Raw genomic sequence first — 18,010 nt, forward strand, 5'->3', positions numbered from 1 at the left:
CTATTCCTTTAACGACCAGTCGATTGGCGTCTGACCGCACTGGCGAAGATACTCATTGGCCTTTGAAAAATGTCCGTTACCGATAAAGCCCCTATGCGCCGACAGCGGGGATGGGTGTGAGCTCTGTAGAACCAAATGTCTCTGCCGGTCAATAAAGCTGCCCTTTTTCTGAGCATAACTGCCCCAAAGAAGAAAGACGAGATGTTCGCGTTTCTCATTGAGGGCGGCAATGGCGGCATCGGTGAATTGTTCCCAACCCTTGCCCTGATGTGCGCCGGCCTTCGCCTGCTCCACGGTGAGGACGGCATTCAAGAGCAATACTCCCTGATCGGCCCAATGCTCCAGATTGCCTTGCGTCGGAGAGGGAAGGCCAAGGTCCCGGTTCAATTCCTTATAGATATTGCGAAGAGACGGCGGGATCTGCACACCGGATGGAACGGAGAAGCTGAGGCCATGTGCCTGACCGGGGCCGTGGTAGGGATCCTGCCCCAATATTACAAGTTTTACCTGATCGAAGGGCGTGTGGTTGAAGGCTGCAAATATACTGTCGCCTGGTGGAAAAATAACTTTTCCGGCTGCCTTTTCCGCCACCAGAAATTCCCGCAAATTCCGCATGTAGGGTTTGTTGAATTCTGGGCCTAACTGCTCGAGCCAGCTTTTTTCCAGCTTTATGTCGCTCAAACCCGCCCCTCTATTTGTTGTGAAAGATCCGGAACCGGATCTCTGATTACAATTCTCATTGTTTTATTATGAATCCGGATTATTGCAAAATAATTATGGCTGAATTTTCCCTCTTTCTCCATGATCTAGCGCGATTTTCTGCCTTTGCCTTGGGTTAGTTTTTCGAGGGGCGTAGCGAGAAGTCCCTTAGGTAGAAGGACGACGCTGATCATAAAGGCGATCCCCAGAATCAGGATCCAGTAATCTCCGAAGATTTCCGAAAGCCAGCTTTCTGCTGTGCGGGTAAGGATCGCGCCGAGAAACGCTGCGAGCAGCATCTCCTTGCCTCCGATCGCGACCCAGATCAACGCCTCCGTCGAGAGGGTGAAACCGATCAGGGTGGGGGAGGCAAACCCGTCCAAGGTGACGAAGATGGCCCCTGCAAGTCCGGCAATCGCGGCACTCAGCGCGAAGACAGAGAGCCGGATTATGAGCACATTATAGCCAAGCGACGCCAGCCGATCTGGATGTGTGCGGTTTGCCGTCAGTTTCAGGCCATAGGTGGAGTTCAACAGCCAGCTAACAAGAAGATAGACGAGGGCAACAACAGCAAGAACGGCGTAGAATGTTGGCATTCGATCCCAAAGTTCAAAACTGGCGCCGAAAAACGTGAGCTTGATCGGCGGGACATTGAGCAGGCCGTTGTAGCCGCCCAGCGCGTACCAGTTATTCATCAACCGTTCCAGCACCAGCGCCATGGCGAGGGTGATAATGGCGAGATAGGCCCCGCTGATCCCTCGGCCCGCAAATAAAAAATAACCGAGAGCGAGGGCGAAGAGGGCAGAGCCCGCCATGGCTGCAATCAGGCCAAGATAGCTGCTGGTCAGTTCCGGCAAAATCATCCCTTTGGTCAGTACCGCCATGATATAACCACCGATACCGAAGAACATCGCCTGTCCAAAACAGAGAATACCCCCATAACCCCATACCAGGGAAAGCGACATGGCGAGCAGACCATAGACGAGATACGTGGTGAGCTGTCCCGTCCAATAGCCGCCGATGAGGATTGGCGCGGCGGCGAGGGCGGCGAAAACCAGAAGGGCAAGAAGGTTACTTCGCACGGCGCCCTCCCATTAGACCTTCGGGCTTGAGCCGGATGATGAGGATGGCGATGATATAGACCGTAATCATTGCGGCGACCGGTGAAATCCAGATAGCAAGAAGATTATTGACCCCGCCGATAACGGTCCCTCCAACCAACACCCCGGCGAGTGGACCTGCGCCACCGACAAGGATAGAGAGAAAACCCGGTACCAGATAACCCAAGCCCATTTGGGGATCGACACTGATGATGGGGGCAACAAGCGCGCCGGCAAGCCCCGCGAGCGCGGTACCGATCACAAAGCTCCAGCGGTACATTCGGCGCGTATCGATACCGAGTGTCGCAGCGGTATCCGGCCGCGCAATCACGGCGCGGGCCATCAGGCCGAAATTTGTGCGGGTAAATAGCCAGAACGTACCGCCGATAAGAAGGACGGATGTTGCCATCAGGATCAGGCGATAAAGCGGATAGCTGAACGTACCGAGTTCAAGACTGCCATCAATAGGCAGAGGGACACTGTGTGATTCCGGTCCAAAAGTGAGGACGACAAGCTGTTTGAGCGCGATGGACAGGCCCCAGGTCGCTAAAATAGTGTCCAAGGGCCTGAGATAGATATGGCGTATCAAAGCAGTCTCGATCAGAAGGCCGAGGAATCCAACAACTATGGGTGCGAGAATGACTCCGGCGAGAAAGGGGAGCCCTACACTTTGGGCCGCCACCATCACATAGGCGCCGATCATAAACAGCTCCCCATGGGCCATATTGATCACACCCATCATACCAAACACGATCATTAACCCAAGCGCGACAAGCACCAGAATTAGGATATAGGAACTGACGTCGAGGATTATGGGAATAAATTCACTCATAAAGTAAAATCCTAAACCGACAGATAACGATGCAACAGGCTGTCATCATCGCGCATTGCGTTAATATCACAGCGCTCCTGTATTGCGCCGTTTTCCATGAACAGCACCTCATCGGCGAGGGTGCGCACCATATCGACATTCTGTTCCACGATCAGAATACTGAGGCCTGTCTCATGCGCGATGCGTTTCAGCTGAACGCCGATTTCATGGACAATGCTGGGCTGTATCCCTTCCGTCGGTTCATCGAGGAGCAACATCTTCGGCCCGCCAATTAGAGATCGGGCAATGGCGAGGATTTGCTGTTGCCCGCCCGAGAATGTTCCCGCGCGTTGCTCAGCCCGTTCTTTCAGGATCGGAAACCAGTCATATATCTGTTGAAGCGTCAGAACATTCCCGCCTTCATGGCCGAGAAGGCTAAGGCGCAGATTTTCCGTAACGGTGAAATCGGCGAAAATTTCGCGGCCTTGCGGCACATAACCCATACCGTTCCGGGAAATCTGATGGGTGGGTTGCTTTTCTATGGCCGTGCCATCAAACATGATGCGGCCCGATTTTGCCCGGATTAGTCCCATGATGGTTTTCACGAGCGTTGTTTTTCCCATGCCGTTGCGGCCCATCAGGGCGGTCACCTTGCCGGTGTCAATCTGGCAGGAAAAATCACGAAGCACCATCGCGTCGCCATAACCTGAAGAAAGGTTGTGTATCTCAAGCATCGGGCATCGCCTCCGACTGGCCAAAATAGAGGGCCTTCACCTCCGAGTCATTGCGAATAACTTTGAAATTCCCTGATTTCAGAATTTGTCCCTTCGACATGACATGAAGCGGGCAGGCGAGATGCTCAATAAAGCCCATGTCATGCTCAATCACCAATACCGTCATGGACCGTTCCCGGTTGATGCGGGTGATCAGTTCCGCAGTCGCATGGGTTTCTGCTGCTGTCATGCCGGCGGTCGGCTCATCGAGCAAAATGAGGGACGGGGCCTGGGCCAGCAACAATCCAATTTCAAGCCATTGTTTCTGACCATGGGCGAGTTCTCCCGCTAGCATATGAGCCTCATTGCTCAGATTTATCTGCTCAAGAATGTTATCAATGGCCGCTCTCTGTTCGTTCTTTCTGGCGGCAATAATCAAGTTTTCCCGAAGCGACAATTCTTCAAATATGGCGGGGACTTGAAACTTACGGCCGATGCCAAGGCGGGCAATTTTATGCGGTGGCCAGCCTGTGATATTCTGACCCTTGAATTGGATTTTGCCGGCATCGGGCCTCATTAATCCGGTGATCAGGTTGAATAGCGTGGATTTCCCGCAGCCGTTCGGCCCGACGAGGGCATTCAGGCTCCCTTCCGCTAAAGTAAGCGTAAAATCATCGACGGCACGAAGTCCGCCAAAACACTTGCTTAGTGATTTCAATTCAAGGATAGACATGCATGTTTCGCCGATTCAGGTTATTTCATATGCATACTTACAAATAAGGAACGTGCACATACAAAGTTTAATATGTGTACGTTTGAATTTTTTGCTTTTTATTCTCAAAACCGGGCAAAATGCCGATATTTATCGGTAATTATTTGATTCTTTTACGGTAACTGGCATAACCATGCACAATTCAATTTAACAAACAACTGTTTTGTTAAGCCGGAACCCCGGTATTTTAACGATTACGAGGATAAAGCGATGATCGAGATTTCCAGAAGAAAATTCATGGGCGCGATGGGCGCGACAGCAATGGCTTCCACGATCGGCATGCCCGCCATTGCCGCCGGGAAGTCCATTAAAATAGGCGCGGTGCAGCCTTTCTCCGGCGGTCTGGAACTCTTCGGTAATCAGGCGAAAATGGGTCTCGATCTGGCGGTTGCGGAAATCAACGCGGGCGGTGGTATTATGGGCCATCAGGTTGAAATGCTCTATGAAGATGGCAAGACGGACCCCAAAACCTCGGTTGAGAAAGCGAGAAAGCTGATCGAACGGGATGAGGTCATGGCCATCTCGGGTCCGATCACATCGGCCGGTCGTGATGCGATGGCGGCGACGATGGAACGGGGCCGGACACCGCTTCTTTATGCGACCAACTATGAAGGTGGTATCTGCAATCGCTATCTTTTTTCCTTTAACACCGTGCCGAACCAGGATACGGCACCGCTCATCCCGTATCTGAAAGAAGAGGGACTTGGGGACAGCTATTATATGTTCGGCGCAGACTATGTCTGGCCACGGAACATGTTCAAAACGGCAAAAGGAATTATCGGCGATATTGGCGGGACAACCGTCGGCGAAGAATATACCCCCTTTGGCGTCAAGGATTTTTCTTCCATCATTCGCAAGATTGCGGATTCGGGTGCGAAAATCCTCCTCTTCGCGCTGCCGGGTGCCGATGGCATCACCTTCATTAAGCAGGCGGAGGAATTCGGCCTTACCAAGAAAATGACGATTGCCTTTCTTGGCTTCGCGGAAACCTATCTCGGCGCCTTCGGTGAGGGCAAGGGCGAGGGGATGTATGCGGGCGTTCCGTTCGTAGCCCGCTCACCAGAGCCGGGCGTGCAGGACTTTGTCGCCAAAATTCGCAAAGCAAACGGAGATGATGCCGTTGTCTCCTTCTATGTGATGACGCATTATAATTCCCTGATTGCGCTGAAAGGCGGGTTGGAGAAGGCCGGCAAGATCGACAAGGAAGCCATGATTGATGGCATGGCAGGGTTGTCATTTGAAATCCCGACGGGTCCTGCGCGGATTACCGAGAACGATCATCATGTCGCGATGAATATGTATATCGCCCGGACGAGCAACGGCACCTTGAATATCGCGAAAAAACTTGGTGTGATCGAGCCCGCCCCACAGTGCGGATAAGGTAAGGAGAGACCATGACTACCCGTGACCTCACAAATGAACTGGCGGCGACCATGCCGCTCGGCTTTTCCGAATTCGACCCCGCCGCCGAGGGGCGGAAGGTCGGCCTCGTGATCGTCGATGAGGTTAATGGGTTCGCGACCGTCGGCGCCGGGGCACTTGCGCCGCCGGCACCGAATGAGCAGGTCTCAACAATGGTATCGGAAACGGTCCGCCTCGCCCGGCATTTCACGGCGCAGGGCTGGCCGATCCTCGCGTTCCTCGACACCCATACTCCGGGCAAGCCGGAACCGCCCTATCCGCCGCATTGCGAAGAGGGGACCGGGGAAGAGGAACTGGTGCCGGAACTTAAATGGCTGGAAGAGGATGCCAATACCACGCTTGTTAAAAAGGATTGCATCAACGGGTTCATTGGCGCAACTCGCCCCGATGGGACCAATGCGGTGGCGGACTGGGTGAAGGCGCACGGAATCACAGATCTTCTCGTCGTCGGGATATGCACCGATATTTGCGTGATGGATTTCGTGCTCACTAGCCTGAGCGCCCGCAACCATGACATGATGCCGGGCCTCAAGGATATCCATGTCTATGACAAGGGCTGCTCGACCTATGATCTGCCGCGCAGCGTCGCGGAAGAGATTGGCTATGGGGCAACTGCGGCCCACCCGCAGGATGTAACACATTATATGGGACTTTATTTTATGGCAAGTCGTGGCGCGCAGCTTGTCAACAAGGTGGCGCTTCCGACATAATGATCTTGCCCGTTAAATAATAACAAGGGAGCGATCATGACAATCACGGCAAACGGAATAGAATTTGAAACCAGCATTGAGGGACCGGAGGGCGCGCCTGTCGTCACGATGAGTCATTCGCTTTGCTGCGATCTGACCGCCTGGGATGAACTGGCAGAGGATCTAAAAAAAGATCACCGCGTGCTCCGTTATTCTTTGCGCGGGCATGGCAAAAGCGCCCCCGTTGAAGGACCCTATGATTTTAAAATGCTGGCGGATGACGTGGCGGCGATACAGGATGCTTATGGAGTGACGGAAAGTCATTTCGTTGGTCTTTCCATCGGCGGTATGATCGCGCAAGAATTTGCGCTTCGCTACCCAGAACGGACGACAAGCCTTGTGATTTCAAGCTCTCTCTGTGCGCTACCGGACGGCGCCGCGGCGCTTTGGCCGGAACGTATTCGCCTCGCCTCGGAAGAAGGGCTGGAAGCGACAGTCGAGCCGACTATGTCCCGCTGGTTCGTGGAAGGACCGCTCGATGACCGGTCGGAACTGGGCAAACGTGTACGTAAAATGATCGTCGATACCTCCATCAATGGTTATGTCGGCTGCTGCCACGCCATCGCGGGAATTGATCTCAGGGATCGCATTCCGGCGATCAAGAAAAAGACTCTTGTCATCGTCGGACGGGAGGATATGGGCACGCCGCTCAGCTCATCGGAGTTGATCCACCGGCAGATTGAAGGATCAAGATTGGTGGTGATCGACAACGCGGCGCATCAGCTCGCCATCGATAAGCCCGAAGAGTTCAACCAAAATGTCCGGGCACATCTCGCTTCTGTTTAGCTTTGCTTCAGGATAGAGACATGATGGCGGATATGATCCTCCATAAATGTCTGGATGAAGTAGTAGCTGTGATCATAACCGTCATGCAGGCGGCAGGTAAGGGGTTGTCCCGCCTCCTTGCAGGCGGCCTCGAATATTTCCGGTTTTAGCTGCTCTTCCAGAAATTGATCGGCCTTCCCCTGATCGATCAGGATATGAGTTGTACGGTGGCCATTTTTCACAAGTTCCGCCGCGTCATACTCGATCCAGCTCGCCTTGTCCGATCCTAGATATCCGGTAAAGGCTTTTTGGCCCCAAGGACATTGCATCGGCGACGAAATCGGTGCGAAGGCAGAGACGGATTTATAGATGTCCGGATTTTTAAGCGCGATGGTGAGTGCGCCATGCCCACCCATCGAATGGCCGAAAATGCCGGTCAGGTCGATATCGGCGTTGAAATTTTCGTTGATCAGGAGGCGTAGCTCGTCCCGGATATAGCTGTACATCCGATAGCTGTCGGCCCAGGGCTCCTTTACCGCATCAAGATAAAATCCGGCGCCGGTTCCAAAATCCCAGTCATCTTCTTCTCCGGGCAGACCCACACCACGCGGGCTGGTGTCAGGCATGACAAGCATTATGCCGAACTCCGACGCCAGCCGTTGTGCACCCGCCTTGATGGTCGCGGTCTCCTCGGTGCAGGTAAGCCCGGCAAGGTAATAGAGGACCGGAACCTTCATCCCGCGCGCTTGCGCAGGCTGATAAACGGCGAAGCGCATGGTTGTCCCGGTAACGGAGGAAAGATGCGAATAGAAACCTTGCGTACCGCCGAAACAGGCCTGTTCTGAAATAATTTCCATAGTCTTTCTGTTTAGAATGTCACGACGCTGCGGATGGATTTGCCTTCATGCATCAGGTCAAAGCCTTCGTTGATTTTCTCGACCGGCATGACATGGGTGATGAGGTCATCGATATTGATCTTGCCATCCATATACCAGTCGACGATTTTCGGAACGTCCGTGCGGCCTTTCGCGCCGCCGAAGGCCGTGCCTTTCCAGACGCGACCGGTCACCAACTGGAACGGCCGGGTGGAGATTTCCTGACCCGCGCCCGCGACGCCGATGATGATGCTCTCGCCCCAGCCCTTATGGCAGCATTCAAGCGCCTGCCGCATGACATTGACATTACCGATGCACTCGAAGGAGTAATCCGCACCGCCCTTGGTCAGGTCGACAAGATAGGGAACAATATCCCCCTCGATCTCTTTGGGATTGACGAAATGAGTCATGCCGAATTTCTCGCCCAGCTCCTTGCGGGCCGGGTTGAGATCGACGCCGACAATCATGTCCGCACCGGCAAGCCGCGCGCCCTGAATGACATTGAGGCCAATGCCACCAAGGCCGAAGACGACGACATTATCGCCGGGCTTTACCTTCGCGGTGTTGATGACTGCACCGATCCCGGTGGTGACGCCGCAGCCGATGTAGCAGACCTTGTCAAACGGCGCATCTTCGCGGATTTTTGCGAGGGCTATTTCAGGCACGACCGTGTAGTTGGCAAAGGTCGAGCAGCCCATGTAATGAAAGACCTTCTCCCCATTGATCTTGAAGCGGCTGGTTCCATCTGGCATCAGGCCTTGGCCTTGCGTCACGCGGATTGCCTGGCAGAGGTTGGTCTTGCCGCTGGTGCAATAGTCGCATTGGCGACATTCGGGGGTATAGAGTGGAATGACATGATCACCCTTCTTGAGGGACGTGACGCCGGGCCCGACATCGACAACAACGCCCGCGCCCTCATGGCCGAGAATGGCGGGGAAAATGCCTTCCGGATCGTCGCCCGAGAGCGTAAACGCGTCTGTATGACAAAGGCCGCTCGCCTTGATCTCGACCAGAACCTCGCCCTCGCGCGGGCCATCGAGAGTAACAGTTTCGATCGTGAGAGGGGCTCCGGCTTTATGGGCGACCGCTGCTTTAACGTCCATTTGTCTTTTCCTTGCTGATGTGCTTGTTATTGCCCGGAGTTTGCAGATTTAGGGCTGACGAAGCAAGGCTTTTCCGGTTAAACTTTACGCTCCAATTTTGATCGGGAGACAGTAGATGAAAGTCGATGGAATGCCATTTCGCAGTATCTGGTTGAATGAAGATGGCTGGTCCGTTGATATTATCGACCAGACGCGATTACCTCATGAATTCAAGGTTGAACGGTTGACCACCCTAGATCAGGCTGCCCATGCGATCAAGGCGATGCTGGTGCGGGGTGCACCGCTTATCGGGGCGACAGCCGCCTACGGTGCCTGTCTTGGCTTGCGCGAAGATGCGAGCGATGCGGCACTCCAGAAAATAAGCGATGTCCTGATTGCGACGCGGCCGACGGCAGTCAATCTGCGATGGGCCATCCGGGAGATGCAGGACCTGCTCCTCCCGCTCCCTGAAATCGAGAGAGTCTCGGCTGCCTATGAGAAGGCGGCGCAAATCTGTGATGAGGATGTCGCCATCAACAGCGCCATCGGCGATCATGGTCTTGGCGTGATCGAGACAATCTGGGAGGAAAAGGGCAAGACAGGCGTTGTCAACATCCTCACCCATTGCAATGCGGGCTGGCTCGCGACCGTAGATTGGGGGACCGCGCTCTCGCCGATCTATAAGGCGCATAACAAGGGCATCCCCGTCCATGTCTGGGTGGACGAGACACGTCCGCGTAATCAGGGCGCGCATCTCACTTGCTGGGAGCTTGGCAAGCATGGGGTTGATCATACGCTTGTTGTCGATAATGTCGGCGGGCATCTGATGCAGCATGGGGAGGTGGATCTTTGTATCACCGGGACAGACCGGACGACGGCTGCGGGGGATGTTTGCAATAAGATCGGCACTTACCTGAAGGCACTCGCGGCGAAGGATAACAATGTGCCCTTTTATGTGGCGCTGCCGGGTCCAACCATCGACTGGGAAATTGATGACGGGGTGAAGGATATCCCGATTGAGATCCGCGACAGCCACGAGGTGGATTATATTCAGGGGAAGGATAGCGCCGGGCAGGTGAGCGAAGTGCGGATATTGCCAGAGGAGAGTTCGTCTGCCAACTATGCCTTTGATGTAACCCCGGCGCGGCTGGTGACGGGCTTGATTACCGAACGCGGCGTCGCGGAAGCTTCGAAAGAAGGCCTAGCGCGGCTTTACCGGCGTCTCTAATATAAGGTAAGTTGATCCTCGAGGTCTTCCTCGATAAAGCCATGAATCATATCGTCTAGGTTGTTGTCTTTTTCAAAGCCGAGGTATTCGGCGCGCGCCGAATGGGTTGCCCGGGGCCAACCGTCAACGATTTTTTGAATAGCGGGGTCGGGTTGCCAGAGTATCTTGCCGATTTTGCGGTTGCCCTTGTGTCGCTCCACCGCTGCCGCCATTTCCCCTGCGGTGATCGATATCCCGGGAAGAAGAAGGGAACGTGTCGCCCCGAAGGCGTCGGCGGGGAGGTCATGCGCATGGATAAGGGCGCCGATGATTTTTGTCGGTGACATGCAGGCCATCGGCGTTGTTTCGCTAACCGGGCAGATCGCATCCCGGCCACAAAGTGGCTCCCGGATCATGGAACTTGCCCATGTTGATGCCGCCTTGTTGGGAAGGCCGGTGCGTACGGAAATGGTCGGCAGGCGGAGTGACCGCCCGTCAATATAACCCTTGCGGCTATAGTCCTGCACCAGCAACTCTCCCATAACCTTTGCGGTTCCGTAGGAGGTTTGCGGCATCTGCGCCGTTTCATCGGCTACAACATCTGGGAGGTCTCCACCGTAAGTCGCAATGGAACTTGTAAATAGCAGTTTCGGTGCATGGGGGAGGGCGCGCGCGGCCTCCAGTACATGATAGGTGCCATTGAGATTAATGCGGAACCCGAGATCGAAATCTTCTTCTGCTTGCGCACTCACGACTGCGGCGAGATGGAAGATACTGGCGGTATTTTCGTCAATTAGCTTTTTAACCGTCTCGCTATCCGAAATATCGCCGGAGATATAACGAAGCCGGTCATCTTCAAGATCGATACCCGGCGCAATATCGAAAAGGACCAACTCCTTAATCTTCTTGGTCACGCCATCCGGGCCGGTTAGGCTTTCGCGTGCAAGCAAGGCTTTCGCGAGTCGCTTGCCGAGAAAGCCCGCACCGCCAGTGATAACAATCTTCATGAGGATTTCCTTTCCCGGATGCGCCATTCAAAGCACTCGTCGCCATAATCTTGCCGCTGCAGCACTTCGAGTACGAGATTGCGGTTATGCACGGCAAGGGCACCTTGCCAAAGCTGGTTCCAGCTTTCAAAGACGCTGGCGGGATGGGGACCAGTGCCGCGCATCAGGCGCCAGCCTTTCTGGCGAACGTGGAAGGCATCGCCGTCCTTTATCATTTCCACTTCGTCATCATGACCATCAATCATCCCGGCGAGATAACGGGCGAAGGCTTCGATATTATCGCCGGTGATACCGAGTGTATCGGCGGTCTGCCGATAGAACTGCTTGCCAACTAGCTGCGCGGTGATGCCGCCGAAAGCAGTAGCCTCTAGCGGGCCGTACATATCGCCAAGAACAATGAAGGCGTTTTTTACATACTCCATGGAATAATTACGGTTAGCTTTCTTCAATCTTTCTTCCGGCCAGGCGGAGGTATCCAAGGTTGGCGCGGCGGATGGATCGAAGGGGGGCGCAATTTCTCCCGGGGCAAACTGCAACCGTTCCTCCGGCGCAAGGTCATGAGTGTGCACCTTGAAATATCCGGCCATACCGTACTGACCATCCATATCCTGCGATGTGCAGACGAAACCGAGGCGCGGATTTTTCAAGCTCACGCCATTCTGTGCGTACCAGCCTTTTAAGTATCCGTGGTTGACCTCAAGGGGGACGCCGCAGATCGCCGCGCCGTCATAGATCCAGCGGGGATGGCAGAAATGGACCCAGGCCTTGTCGTCGCTTTCATACATATACTCGACCGGAACGCCGCCAACTCCGTTGGAAAGATAATGATACTGCGCGCATGCGACAGCATCGGGCAGGTCAGATAGTCCCAATTTCTCAAAACTTGAGAGAAATTTTTCATGATGTTGACGGCGAAAAACATGAAAACTGAGGTCGCCAGCCGCTGCATGGCTCTTGCGGAGTGCAAGGGTGAGGAGTAGCCCGGTGAAATAGGCATGATACAGGGAAGCGACGGCAGAATATCGGCCCTGTTTTGTGGAAGTGTCCAACATGAGTTTCATCCCGATTTAATTGTATTGTTATTGTTCTTGATGGGGAAAGTATACATCGACCGTTTCTTTTCGTCAGCCCTGCTTCTGCATTCGTTATGATACAAAATAATTTGAAAAAATATTCAAAATGTATCATAATAGAGCCATTCAAGCTTGGGAGTGGCAAATGGATGTGACGGAGCAAGACCCGGAAGAACTGGAAGCGGCCTTTCAGAAAAAGGTGGGAGCGGAAAAACGGATCGAGCCAAAAGACTGGATGCCGGAGAAATACCGCAAAACCTTGATCCGGCAGATGTCGCAACATGCCCATTCGGAGGTGGTTGGGATGCTGCCGGAAGGAAACTGGCTTACTCGCGCGCCGAGCCTGAAACGTAAAGCAATCCTGATGGCAAAAATCCAGGATGAGGGCGGGCACGGCCTTTATCTTTATAGTGCGACGGAAACCCTCGGTATTTCCCGTGATGAAATGTTCGAACAGCTCCATAGTGGCAAGGCAAAATATTCTTCAATTTTCAATTATCCTACACTCTCCTGGGCGGATATCGGCGCCATCGGCTGGCTGGTCGACGGGGCGGCGATCACCAACCAGATTGCGCTCTGCCGCTGTTCTTATGGACCGTATGCGCGGGCGATGATCCGCATCTGCAAGGAAGAGAGCTTCCATCAGCGCCAGGGCTACGACATTATGATGAACATGGCGCGGGGCACAGCGGAACAGCAGGCAATGGCACAGGATGCGTTGAACCGCTGGTGGTGGCCGACCCTGATGATGTTCGGCCCGAATGATGCGAATTCGGCGAATAGTGCCCAGTCTATGAAATGGAAAATCAAGCGTCAGTCAAATGATGATCTGCGGCAAAAGTTTGTCGATGCAACTGTCCCTCAGGCTGAGTTTCTGGGTCTGACTATTCCTGATGACAAACTCAAATGGAATGAGGCGCGGGGGCATTATGATTTTGGCGAAATTGACTGGGAAGAATTTAAATCCGTTGTCATGGGGAATGGCTTTTGCAATCGGGAGAGGTTGCAGGCGCGTGTCGATGCGCATGATGGTGGAAAATGGGTCCGCGATGCGGCACTAGCCTACGCCGAAAAGAAAAAGGCCGGTAAAGCGAAAGCCGCGTAAGGAGATTTAGGCATGAGTAATGAGATAAAAAACGAGCTTCCGCTTTATGAAGTTTTCATTCGCAGCAAGAACGGCCTTGATCATAAACATGTCGGCAGCCTGCATGCGTCGGACCCGGAAATGGCGCTTACCAATGCGCGGGATGTCTACACCCGCCGGAGTGAGGGGGTCAGTATCTGGGTGGTAAAATCGACGGATATTGTGGCTTCATCGCCGGAGGATCGCGGCAGTTTTTACGAGCCCGCCGAAGATAAGCTTTATCGGCATCCCACTTTTTTTGAGTTGCCCGACGAAGTCGGCCATATGTGAGGGGCGCAATGACTAATAATGATATGTTCTTTGACTATCTCTTGCGCCTTGGAGACAACAGCCTGATCCTCGGTCAGCGGCTTGCCGAGTGGTGCGGCCATGCGCCGATGCTGGAGGAAGACCTCGCGCTCACCAATATCGGTCTCGATCTGTTGGGGCAGGCGCGGATGTTCCTCTCCTACGCCGGGGAGGTGGAAGGAAAGGGGCGCGATGAAGATCGGCTCGCCTATTTCCGGGATACGAAAGACTGGCGCAATCTTCTGCTGCTAGAACAGCCCAATGGTGATTTTGCGGCGACCATGGCGCGGCAATTTTTTTTCGATTCTTTCCAGTATCTGCAGTTCGAAAGGCTCTCCAAATCATCAGATGAGCGGCTCGCCGGGATTGCCGCCAAGTCTTTGAAGGAGACAACCTATCACCGCCGCCATAGCGCCGACTGGGTGATCCGTTTGGGCGATGGCACGGAGGAAAGCCATGAGAAGATGCAGAGCGCCATTGATGCGATCTGGGGCTATCTTCCTGAAATGTTCGATATGGACGCGGTGGATGAGGCGATGGTTGCAGAGGGAATTGGCGTCGATGTCTCGGCGCTTCGGTCTCATTGGGATGAGTATATCAATGGCGTTCTTGCGGAGGCGACGCTTACGCGACCTGAAAATAGCTGGTCCGTTCACGGAAGCCGGGAAGGCAAGCATTCGGAGCATCTGGGTTATATCCTCGCCGAGATGCAGTTCCTGCCGCGCGCGTATCCGGATGCCAAATGGTAGCTCTTGCCGTGAAGGATGAAATCGAGAGTATTCTGGCTCTTGTGAAGGACCCGGAAATTCCGGTTCTGAGTATTGCCGACCTCGGCATTATCCGCCGGATCGAGGAAGATGAGGACGGTCGGGTTGTCGTCGTGATCACGCCCACCTATTCGGGCTGCCCGGCGACGGAGGTGATCGAGGCGGATATCGCCGATATGCTGAAGCTCCATGGCATTACTGATTTCGAGGTCAGATCAGAAATCTCCCCGGCCTGGACGACAGACTGGATCACGGTGGAGGGACGCCGGAAACTGCAGGAATATGGCATCGCGCCCCCTGCGAACAAGGGGAAGGCAGCTCTTCTTGGCCATGAAGAAGTTATTTGTCCGCAGTGCAAGTCCGTGAACACGGAACGAGTAAGCGAGTTCGGCTCGACCGCTTGCAAGGCGCTTTATAAATGTCGGGACTGCCTCGAACCCTTCGATTATTTTAAATGTGTATAAGGCTCCTAGAATGACGATTTTCCATCCCCTCAAAATCAAGGACGTGGTGCGCGAGACGAAAGACGCCGTGTCCATCTCCTTCGATGTGCCGGACGAGTTGAAGGACGCCTATCGCTTCACGCAAGGCCAGCATCTGACGCTTAAAGAAGAGTTGGAGGGGGAGGAAGTGCGCCGTTCCTATTCAATTTGCAGCGCGGCGGGCGAGCCCGATTTGCGTATTGCCGTCAAGAAGATCGCGGGCGGAAAATTTTCCTGTCATGCTAACGAAAATTATAAGCCCGGCGCGGTGATTGAGGTGATGGAACCGCAAGGACGATTTTTCACGCCACTCGTACCGGAAAGCGCCAAACATTATCTTGCCATGGCAGCGGGTAGCGGTATTACGCCGATTATGTCGATTATTAAGACGATCCTGAGAACGGAACCAAAATCGCAGGTCACGCTCGTCTACGGCAATCGCTCAGTGGCCGGGATCATCTTTCTTGAGGCGCTTGAGGACCTGAAAAATATTTATCCCGACCGGTTTAATCTTATGCATATCCTCAGCCGGGAGCATCAGGACGTAGCGCTTTTTAACGGGCGCATCAATGTGGAAAAATGCAACGACCTGTTTGACAGCGTGATTGATGTGAAGACCTTGGATGAGGCGTTTCTCTGTGGCCCTGAGCAGATGATCCATGACGCGGAAGCCGCACTCGAGGCGCATGGTTTCGATAAGTCCCACATCCATTTTGAGCTTTTTATTACGGAGGCTGCGAAGAATGCGAGATCGGCATCGCCAGTTCAGGATGAGATAGGCCCGAAACGGCAGGTTGCTGTTGTGCTGAATGGACGCCGTACCGATGTAGAAATGACAGAGGAGGGGAAGTCAATTCTTGATGCGGCGCTGATGCAGGGGCTTGATCTGCCATACGCCTGTAAGGGCGGCGTATGCTCCACCTGCCGCGCGAAAGTCGTGAGCGGAGATGTGCGGATGGATATCAATTATGCGCTTGAGGAGGATGAGGTTGCGGAAGGCTTCGTGCTTACCTGTCAGTCTCATCCGTTGAGCGATGACGTCGTCGTTGATTACGACGCGTAAAGATCAGTAATTCTTGACGCCCGGTACGCGGCATTCATACGTCGTGTAGACCTGCTCTATAATACAGGCGTTATTCACGCTCACCACCAGATTTCCTTTGCAATCGTTGAAGGAAATCCAGGCTTCAACATGATCAATGCGGCCCCCACCAGGGCCATTACCGTCATAGATGTTGATGATATCCGCAGCCTTGATCCGCTCCGGTGCAATGGAAAGCTTGGCGATTTCATTCTCGATCTCTTTGTGGCAGCGGCCATTTGAAAGATCTGCGGCAGCTATGGGAACGACGGAGACAATGGCAAGACATAAACTAACAAACAAAAGGATTGAACGGCGCATCGGGACGACTCCGGAAAAGTATCTTTCCTTAGAGCTATGTTGTCTGCGCCGTGAAACAATGCCGCCGGAGTAAAATATTTGTGTATGCGTCAAAAGTCCGTCTTGACGCCGCCCTCGGCAATGCGCTTGTCGATAAATTCGTTCAATTCCTCCAGCCGGGCCGGATCATGAGGCGGCTCCTCATATTCTGCGAGGATGGATTTATAGATCGTATTGGCCCGCTTCATCGCATCAGGAGAGCCGGCCTCGACCCAGCTTTCAAAATTGCGCCAGTCTGAGAGGATCGGGGTGTAAAATGCCGTTTCATAGCGCTCCTGAGTATGCTGGGTCCCGAAGAAGTGACCGCCATGACCGGCTTCCCGCATTGCATCGAGGCCGAGAGAGTCAGGAGAGGTATCGATGGGCTTCATCATCTCGATCATCATCTGAATCATCTCCACATCCATGATGACTTTCTCGAAACTCGCGCTCAGGCCGCCCTCCAGCCAGCCCGTGGAATGCTTGACGAAATTCGCCCCGCCGAGAACCAGTGACCAGAGCGACATTTCCGATTCATAGGCCGCCTGTGCATCTGGCGCGTTTGAGGCGTTCACGTTGGACGACCGATAGGGAACGCCATATCGCCGGATAAGCTGCCCGCTGGCGATCGTCGCCTTGGCATATTCCGGTGTGCCGAAAGCGGGGGCGCCGGACTTCATGTCCACATTGGAGGTAAAGCCGCCATAGACGACCGGGGCTCCGGGCCGCACGGTCTGGGCGAGACTCATCCCGGCGAGGGCTTCCGCATTCTGCTGGGCGAGCGCGCCTGCGAGTGTAACAGGCGCCATTGCACCCGAGAGAGTGAAGGGAGTCAGCATCACAACCTGCCCATGGGCCGCCATCTCAATAATTCCTTCCAGCATGGGGGAATCCAGCATCAGGGGGGAGTTGGAGTTGATGATGGTGAACAGGCTTGGCTGGGTCAGCATTTCCTCCCTGCTGATGCCGCGCATAATCCGCGCCATCTCGATTCCGTCGAGATTTCGGTCGCGCCCGAGGGAGTAGATATAAGGGACTTTCTCAGTCAGGGTGGCAAAATCCCGCCCGCATTCCAGATGCCGGATAGAGGCGTGAATATCCACCGGTTCCACCGGATAGCCGCCGCTGGTCCCAAGGATATTCAGGCTCTGGGTCAGTTTCAGGAAATTTCGGAAATCCACCCGGTTACCAGTCCGCCGTCCGCCATCCATATCCATGGCGTTGGGCGTGCTCGCGACCATGGAGAAAACGAGATTCTGCCCGCCAATGGCGAGATCGCACTCGGGGTTGGGGGCATGCAGGGTGAATTCGGATGGCGCGTAAGACATTGCCTCCATGATGAACCCGCGATCAAAATAGACAATCTGGGTATCCTCATCGACTTTCTGTCCGGCTTTCTTCAGGATTTCCCGCGCCCTTGGCAGGCGGACCATGATGCCGATATTTTCAAGGATCTCCATGGAGGCGTTATGGATATCCTCGATCTGGTCTTCGGACAGAAGCTCGATGGGCTTGAACGTGTTGACGACTTTCTGGCGGGGGAGCTGGGTGAAACTTGCCTTGACCCGGTGGCCGCGCCGGGAGCGCCGACCGGGAGAGCGTTCTTTTCCTGCCGTCATCATTATCTCCTCTTA

The 18,010-nt window shown here is 54.2% G+C and carries 20 protein-coding genes; 9 read left to right on the plus strand and 11 right to left on the minus strand.

Features of this window, described 5'->3' with window-relative positions; all coding sequences use genetic code 11:
- The 5 genes from ung to LKE13_RS13085 all read right to left on the minus strand — a co-directional run bounded on the left by ung (nt 1) and on the right by LKE13_RS13085 (nt 4,056).
- Nucleotides 1-681: a uracil-DNA glycosylase gene (ung, locus tag LKE13_RS13065; RefSeq protein ID WP_227951816.1), complete on the minus strand. Its 681-nt coding sequence runs from the start codon at nt 679-681 to the stop codon at nt 1-3.
- A gap of 125 nt (nt 682-806) precedes the next feature.
- Complete coding sequence (locus LKE13_RS13070; protein ID WP_227951817.1) at nt 807-1,781, minus strand: branched-chain amino acid ABC transporter permease; 975 nt, start codon at nt 1,779-1,781, stop codon at nt 807-809.
- Entirely contained in the window at nt 1,771-2,631 is an 861-nt protein-coding gene (locus LKE13_RS13075) for a branched-chain amino acid ABC transporter permease (RefSeq protein WP_227951818.1), read from the minus strand. The genes LKE13_RS13070 and LKE13_RS13075 overlap by 11 nt, the downstream gene beginning before the upstream one ends.
- Nucleotides 2,632-2,642: 11 nt before the next feature.
- On the minus strand, nt 2,643-3,344 hold the full coding sequence (locus tag LKE13_RS13080; RefSeq protein ID WP_227951819.1) for an ABC transporter ATP-binding protein: 702 nt from the start codon (nt 3,342-3,344) through the stop codon (nt 2,643-2,645).
- Nucleotides 3,337-4,056: an ATP-binding cassette domain-containing protein gene (locus LKE13_RS13085; RefSeq protein ID WP_227951820.1), complete on the minus strand. Its 720-nt coding sequence runs from the start codon at nt 4,054-4,056 to the stop codon at nt 3,337-3,339. The genes LKE13_RS13080 and LKE13_RS13085 overlap by 8 nt, the downstream gene beginning before the upstream one ends.
- A 249-nt stretch (nt 4,057-4,305) precedes the next feature.
- Here LKE13_RS13085 and LKE13_RS13090 point away from each other — a divergent pair, with 249 nt between their 5' ends.
- From LKE13_RS13090 to LKE13_RS13100, 3 genes are read left to right on the plus strand one after another with little or no spacing between them, the layout of a single operon-like run.
- Nucleotides 4,306-5,475: a substrate-binding protein gene (locus LKE13_RS13090; protein ID WP_227951821.1), complete on the plus strand. Its 1,170-nt coding sequence runs from the start codon at nt 4,306-4,308 to the stop codon at nt 5,473-5,475.
- Nucleotides 5,476-5,489: 14 nt separating this feature from the next.
- Entirely contained in the window at nt 5,490-6,227 is a 738-nt protein-coding gene (locus tag LKE13_RS13095) for an isochorismatase family protein (protein ID WP_227951822.1), read from the plus strand.
- A gap of 36 nt (nt 6,228-6,263) precedes the next feature.
- Nucleotides 6,264-7,052: an alpha/beta fold hydrolase gene (locus tag LKE13_RS13100; RefSeq protein ID WP_227951823.1), complete on the plus strand. Its 789-nt coding sequence runs from the start codon at nt 6,264-6,266 to the stop codon at nt 7,050-7,052.
- Here the strand turns inward: LKE13_RS13100 and fghA are convergent.
- Both fghA and LKE13_RS13110 read right to left on the minus strand, forming a co-directional pair.
- Nucleotides 7,049-7,888, minus strand: a complete 840-nt coding sequence (gene fghA / locus LKE13_RS13105; RefSeq protein ID WP_227951824.1) for an S-formylglutathione hydrolase — start codon at nt 7,886-7,888, stop codon at nt 7,049-7,051. The two genes, LKE13_RS13100 and fghA, sit on opposite strands and share 4 nt — an antisense overlap.
- Before the next feature lie 11 nt (nt 7,889-7,899).
- On the minus strand, nt 7,900-9,009 hold the full coding sequence (locus LKE13_RS13110) for an S-(hydroxymethyl)glutathione dehydrogenase/class III alcohol dehydrogenase (RefSeq protein ID WP_227951825.1): 1,110 nt from the start codon (nt 9,007-9,009) through the stop codon (nt 7,900-7,902).
- A gap of 115 nt (nt 9,010-9,124) precedes the next feature.
- Between LKE13_RS13110 and mtnA the strand changes: the two genes are divergently transcribed.
- Nucleotides 9,125-10,216 (plus strand): S-methyl-5-thioribose-1-phosphate isomerase, encoded by a 1,092-nt coding sequence (mtnA, locus tag LKE13_RS13115; protein WP_227951826.1) that lies wholly within the window; start codon nt 9,125-9,127, stop codon nt 10,214-10,216.
- Here mtnA and denD read toward each other — a convergent pair.
- Complete coding sequence (gene denD, locus LKE13_RS13120) at nt 10,213-11,202, minus strand: D-erythronate dehydrogenase (protein ID WP_227951827.1); 990 nt, start codon at nt 11,200-11,202, stop codon at nt 10,213-10,215. The two genes, mtnA and denD, sit on opposite strands and share 4 nt — an antisense overlap.
- A complete protein-coding gene (locus LKE13_RS13125; protein WP_227951828.1) occupies nt 11,199-12,254 on the minus strand; it encodes a hypothetical protein in 1,056 nt (351 codons plus the stop codon). Before LKE13_RS13125 ends, denD begins: the two co-directional genes overlap by 4 nt.
- Before the next feature lie 166 nt (nt 12,255-12,420).
- Between LKE13_RS13125 and paaA the strand changes: the two genes are divergently transcribed.
- Genes paaA through paaE form a run of 5 tightly spaced genes read left to right on the plus strand, consistent with a single transcriptional unit; the run spans nt 12,421 to nt 16,019 of the window.
- Nucleotides 12,421-13,380 (plus strand): 1,2-phenylacetyl-CoA epoxidase subunit PaaA, encoded by a 960-nt coding sequence (paaA, locus tag LKE13_RS13130; RefSeq protein ID WP_227951829.1) that lies wholly within the window; start codon nt 12,421-12,423, stop codon nt 13,378-13,380.
- 24 nt (nt 13,381-13,404) lie between these two features.
- Entirely contained in the window at nt 13,405-13,689 is a 285-nt protein-coding gene (paaB, locus tag LKE13_RS13135; RefSeq protein WP_415776535.1) for a 1,2-phenylacetyl-CoA epoxidase subunit PaaB, read from the plus strand.
- Between the two features lie 8 nt (nt 13,690-13,697).
- Nucleotides 13,698-14,456, plus strand: a complete 759-nt coding sequence (paaC, locus tag LKE13_RS13140; protein ID WP_227951831.1) for a 1,2-phenylacetyl-CoA epoxidase subunit PaaC — start codon at nt 13,698-13,700, stop codon at nt 14,454-14,456.
- Nucleotides 14,450-14,938: a 1,2-phenylacetyl-CoA epoxidase subunit PaaD gene (gene paaD / locus LKE13_RS13145; RefSeq protein ID WP_227951832.1), complete on the plus strand. Its 489-nt coding sequence runs from the start codon at nt 14,450-14,452 to the stop codon at nt 14,936-14,938. Before paaC ends, paaD begins: the two co-directional genes overlap by 7 nt.
- 10 nt (nt 14,939-14,948) lie before the next feature.
- Nucleotides 14,949-16,019: a 1,2-phenylacetyl-CoA epoxidase subunit PaaE gene (gene paaE / locus LKE13_RS13150; RefSeq protein ID WP_227951833.1), complete on the plus strand. Its 1,071-nt coding sequence runs from the start codon at nt 14,949-14,951 to the stop codon at nt 16,017-16,019.
- A 3-nt stretch (nt 16,020-16,022) separates the two neighbouring features.
- On the opposite strand, the gene LKE13_RS13155 is transcribed toward paaE, so the two are convergent.
- Both LKE13_RS13155 and LKE13_RS13160 read right to left on the minus strand, forming a co-directional pair.
- Nucleotides 16,023-16,358, minus strand: coding sequence for a hypothetical protein (locus LKE13_RS13155; protein ID WP_227951834.1), 336 nt, complete (start codon nt 16,356-16,358; stop codon nt 16,023-16,025).
- A gap of 89 nt (nt 16,359-16,447) precedes the next feature.
- Entirely contained in the window at nt 16,448-17,995 is a 1,548-nt protein-coding gene (locus LKE13_RS13160; RefSeq protein ID WP_227951835.1) for a trimethylamine methyltransferase family protein, read from the minus strand.
- Nucleotides 17,996-18,010 lie beyond the last annotated feature (15 nt).

Source organism: Sneathiella sp. HT1-7, assembly GCF_020731145.1.
Taxonomy (GTDB): Bacteria; Pseudomonadota; Alphaproteobacteria; order Sneathiellales; family Sneathiellaceae; genus Sneathiella.